Origin of the sequence: Mesorhizobium sp. M5C.F.Ca.IN.020.32.2.1 (assembly GCF_004023105.1) — a bacterium.
Lineage (GTDB): Bacteria > Pseudomonadota > Alphaproteobacteria > Rhizobiales > Rhizobiaceae > Mesorhizobium > Mesorhizobium wenxiniae.
Genome location: NZ_RZSX01000648.1, coordinates 1 through 3,769 on the forward strand (window position 1 = coordinate 1; position 3,769 = coordinate 3,769).

At 63.8% G+C, this 3,769-nt stretch carries 5 protein-coding genes and 1 pseudogene; all 6 read right to left on the reverse strand.

Annotation, left to right across the window (positions count from 1 at the left end; all coding sequences use genetic code 11):
• Positions 1-146, reverse strand: a pseudogene (locus EOA86_RS26210) (ornithine cyclodeaminase family protein); the annotation flags it as partial.
• Complete coding sequence (eutB, locus tag EOA86_RS26215) at positions 143-1,135, reverse strand: hydroxyectoine utilization dehydratase EutB (protein ID WP_128344354.1); 993 nt, start codon at positions 1,133-1,135, stop codon at positions 143-145. The gene eutB and the pseudogene EOA86_RS26210, both read right to left, overlap by 4 nt.
• A gap of 16 nt (positions 1,136-1,151) precedes the next feature.
• Positions 1,152-1,925, reverse strand: coding sequence for an ectoine utilization protein EutA (gene eutA / locus EOA86_RS26220; RefSeq protein ID WP_029350595.1), 774 nt, complete (start codon positions 1,923-1,925; stop codon positions 1,152-1,154).
• 6 nt (positions 1,926-1,931) lie between these two features.
• Positions 1,932-2,591 carry an ectoine/hydroxyectoine ABC transporter permease subunit EhuD gene (gene ehuD, locus EOA86_RS26225; protein WP_029350592.1) on the reverse strand — a complete coding sequence of 220 codons (660 nt, stop codon included), beginning with the start codon at positions 2,589-2,591 and terminating at the stop codon, positions 1,932-1,934.
• 16 nt (positions 2,592-2,607) lie between these two features.
• Complete coding sequence (gene ehuC / locus EOA86_RS26230; protein WP_065006649.1) at positions 2,608-3,267, reverse strand: ectoine/hydroxyectoine ABC transporter permease subunit EhuC; 660 nt, start codon at positions 3,265-3,267, stop codon at positions 2,608-2,610.
• Between the two features lie 187 nt (positions 3,268-3,454).
• Positions 3,455-3,769 (reverse strand): transporter substrate-binding domain-containing protein (locus tag EOA86_RS26235; protein ID WP_128344356.1); only part of this gene is annotated, 315 nt, incomplete at its 5' end.

Here is a 3,769-nt window from a genome sequence, read left to right on the forward strand (position 1 = left end):
CGAATGTCAATCCGCAGCATCGGCGGCATCGCCACCTGCAAGGTGGCAAGCGCGCGGAACGCATTCTCGACGCAGGCGACGGCATCGAGCTCGAGCTTCACGATCGCGCGCAATTCGACTTCGGTGAGTATCGTCATTCGGCTCATGCGGCGCTCTCCTCAATTGCTGCGCCGCAAACGACTTTCCTGTGCAGCGTCATGTCGATGTTGCGGCCCGACAGAATGTGCACCGTGGGGCCGCTCGCCCTGACTTTGCCGGACAGCACGGCGGCGATGCCGACCGCGCCGGCGCCTTCGACGATCTCGCGCTCCTGTTCATAGGCATGGCGGATGCCGGCGGCGATCTCGCCCTCGTCGAGCAGGATCACGTCGTCGAGCAGGTCGCGGCACATCGAGAAGGTCAGCCGGTTGTCGAGGCCGATGCCACCGCCAAGCGAATCCGCCAGCGTCGGCAGTTCCTCGACCAAAACTGGATGTCCGGCATTGAGGCTCGCCTTCATCGCGGCACCCAGCGCCATCGAAACGCCGATAACCTTCGTGCTCGGACTGACGCCCTTCACGGCCGCGGCGACACCCGCTGCCAGTCCGCCGCCGGACAGCGGCACCAGCACCAAAGCGGCGTCCGCAACCTGCTCGATGATCTCCAGCCCGAGCGTGCCTTGCCCGGCGATGATACCAGGATGGTCGAAGGGCGGCAGCATGACCAGCCCCCCTTCCGCGACCAGCCGGTCGACCTCCTGCTGCGCATCGTCCTGGCTGTTGCCGACGATGCGGATCTCGGCGCCAAGCCGACGGATTTCATCGAGCTTATTCTGCGGCACCCGTCGCGACATGCAGATCGTCGCGCGCATGCCTTCGAGCTTCGCCGCATGAGCGAGCGCCCGGCCGTGATTGCCGGTCGAGGCGGCGACCACGCCACGCGCCTTCTCCTCGGCGTTCAGCGACGCGATGGCGTTCGAGGCACCCCGCAGCTTGAAGCTGCCGGTGGTCTGCCGATGTTCGAGCTTGAGATAAACAGGCGCACCCAAGTGCCCGGAAAGACTCGGAGAAAGCACGGTCGGCGTGCGTTCGACCTTAGCTGCGATGCGCTCGCGCGCCGCGCGGATATCGGAGAGGGTGACGTCGTTCGCGGTCATGACCTTTGCTTTGCAATCAATTCAAAGGCAGCGTCATCAGACGGCCGAATTCGGCACGCGGCTCGTCGTCCCCGCAAAGCCGCAGACAGTTCCAGGCCGTCGCCTGGTTGCTGGTGACGACCGGACGGCCGATCGCCTCTTCCATGCCGACTACGGCAAGTGCTGCCCGCAGCGCAGTGCAGGAGACGAACAGCGCGTCGGCTTTTTCGTCCATCGCATCGAGCGACAGATCGACCAGCGACGCAGGCGCAATCCGCGCCATCTCGCGGTCGTCCTCGAAGCCGAGACAGGTGAAGCCGGCGATCTCGAAATCATGCGCCGCGAAATAGGCCGCCATCGGCCGGCTGGTTTCGACCGTATAGGGAGTAAGGATGCTGATCGTCCTGGCGCCCAGCGCCTTCAAACCACGCACGCCTGCCATCGGCGGCGTAACCACTGGCACGCCGGGCTTGGCCGCCTGCACCGCCGCCTCGATCTCGGCATCGCCGATGACCACGGAGGCCGAGGTGCAGGAATAGCAGATCGCGTCGAGCGGCTCATCGGGCAGGATGAGCGCCGCGCCCGCCGTAAGCGACGGCTGCATCTTGCGCAAATTGTCCGGCGTCGTCGGATTGGCGTAGGGAATGCGCGCGACATAAACGCCGATCCGGTCGCTCGCCACCATGCGGCGAAAATCCGGTTCGGTCGTATGGTCGGTCGCAAGGATGATCAACCCGACGCGCTTTTCCAGGGGACGCGCGTCGAGCCCCGGCCGTGTCGGCGTCAGTCTGATCTCGGGCGAGTTTTTCATGAAAGACTACCTCTCGATCTTGCCGTAACGGCGTTCCAGCCAGCGTAGCAGCACGACCGAGAAAAGACTGATGACGAGGAAGAAGGCGCCGACCAAGGTCATCGGCTCGACATAGCGGTAATAGGTGTTGGCGACGCTCTTGGCCTGGTTCATCAGTTCCAGCACGGTGATCGCCGACAGCAGCGGCGTCTCCTTGAACATCGCGATGAAGTAGTTGGCAAGCGCCGGGATCATCGGCGGAATCGCCTGCGGCATGATAATGTGGGTCCAGGTCTGCCTGGCGTTCAGATTGCAGGCCTTGGCGGCTTCCCATTGGCCGCGCGGCACATTCTCGATACCGGCGCGATAGACTTCAGCCGTGTAGGTGCCGTAATGCAGGCCGAGGCCGATGACGCCGGCCACCAGCGGCGGCAGCAGGATACCGATATCGGGCAGCACGTAGAAAATGAAATAGAGCTGCACCAAAAGCGGCGTGCCGCGAATGAATTCGGCGAGGAAGCCGACGGTGCGCGACAAGCCCTTGTTCGGCGAGCGCCGCGCCAGCGCGATGGCCAGCCCCACGATCGCGGCCAGAACCGAGCCGAGCAGCGTCGCCAGGATGGTGATCTTCACGCCCTGGATCAGCGTCGGCATGATCTCCCAGACGAAATTCCAATCCCACTCCATTATGAGGCCCGATCCATCATACGCGCACCCCGTCGAGGCCGCGCGCCATGCGGCGTTCCAGCGATCTCACGCCCCAGGAAATGATCAGCGCAAGGACGAAATAGATGATGAGAATGGTGGTGAACGGCACCAGCGTGTTGCCGGTCTGCGAGCGCACCACCTGCGCCTGGAAGGTCAGATCGGCGAGCGAGATCAGCGAAACGACGGCGGTGGCCTTGAGCAATTCGATGGCGTTGTTGCCGAAGGTCGGCAGCATGACCAGCAGCGCCTGCGGCAGGATGACATGGCGCATGCCTTGCCAGCGGCCGAGATTAAGCGCGGTGCAGGCCTCGTACTGTTCGCGGCCGATCGACTGGATGGCGCCGCGCACCACCTCCGCCGCATAGGCGCCGACATTGAGGCCGAGCGCCAGCACGCCCGCCTGCAGCGGCGTCAGCGAAATGCCGATGAAGGGCAGCACGAAATAGGCCCAGAACAGCTGCACGAAGATCGAGGTGCCGCGGAAGAATTCGATATAGGCGGTGGCCAGCGCCCGAATGGCGAAAAAACGCGACAGCCGCCCCAGCCCGGCGAGAAACGCCATGATCAGGGCAAGCACCGACCCCATCAGCGTCAGCTCGATGGTAACAAGCGCTCCCTGCATTATCAGGCCGAAATAGCCGGACCATTGGGTCATTGGGTCGGGAGTTTCCGCGTTCAATGTCTAGCGAGACGTTGGTTCCAGCGTTCTTCTCCCCGTTCACGGGGGAGATGATGCCGGCAGGCAGATGAGGGGCGGCGCGAACCAACCAAAGTATGGCGCTGCCCCCATCCGACCCTTCGAGCCACCTTCTCCCCGCGAACGGGGAGAAGGAAAAGGGCGCCTACTTTGCCGAGCAGAGCTTGTCGCGGCTTGTCGACATCGCTGCCGCTGCCGAGAAGCCGTAAGGCTCGATGATCTTGGCGAATTCACCGGACTCCTTCAGCTTGGCCAACTCGACGTCATAGGCGTCGCGCAGCGCTTCGTCGCCCTTCTTGAAGGCTGCGCCGTCGCAATAGACCGGCGCGCCGACCACCGGAGCGACAACTTCGAGGTTCGGGTCGTTGGCCTTCTTGACCAGATCATTGATCGACAGCACTGGCAGCGAATAGGCGTCGATGCGGCCGTCCTGCAGCATCTTCAGGCCGCTCTGGCCGTC

Excerpts from the sequence above, each read along its gene's own strand:
- eutB (WP_128344354.1), bottom strand. The coding sequence starts at position 1,135 with ATGACCGCGAACGACGTCACCCTCTCCGATATCCGCGCGGCGCGCGAG.
- eutA (WP_029350595.1), bottom strand. The coding sequence starts at position 1,925 with ATGAAAAACTCGCCCGAGATCAGACTGACGCCGACACGGCCGGGGCTC.
- ehuD (WP_029350592.1), bottom strand. The coding sequence starts at position 2,591 with ATGGAGTGGGATTGGAATTTCGTCTGGGAGATCATGCCGACGCTGATC.
- ehuC (WP_065006649.1), bottom strand. The coding sequence starts at position 3,267 with ATGACCCAATGGTCCGGCTATTTCGGCCTGATAATGCAGGGAGCGCTT.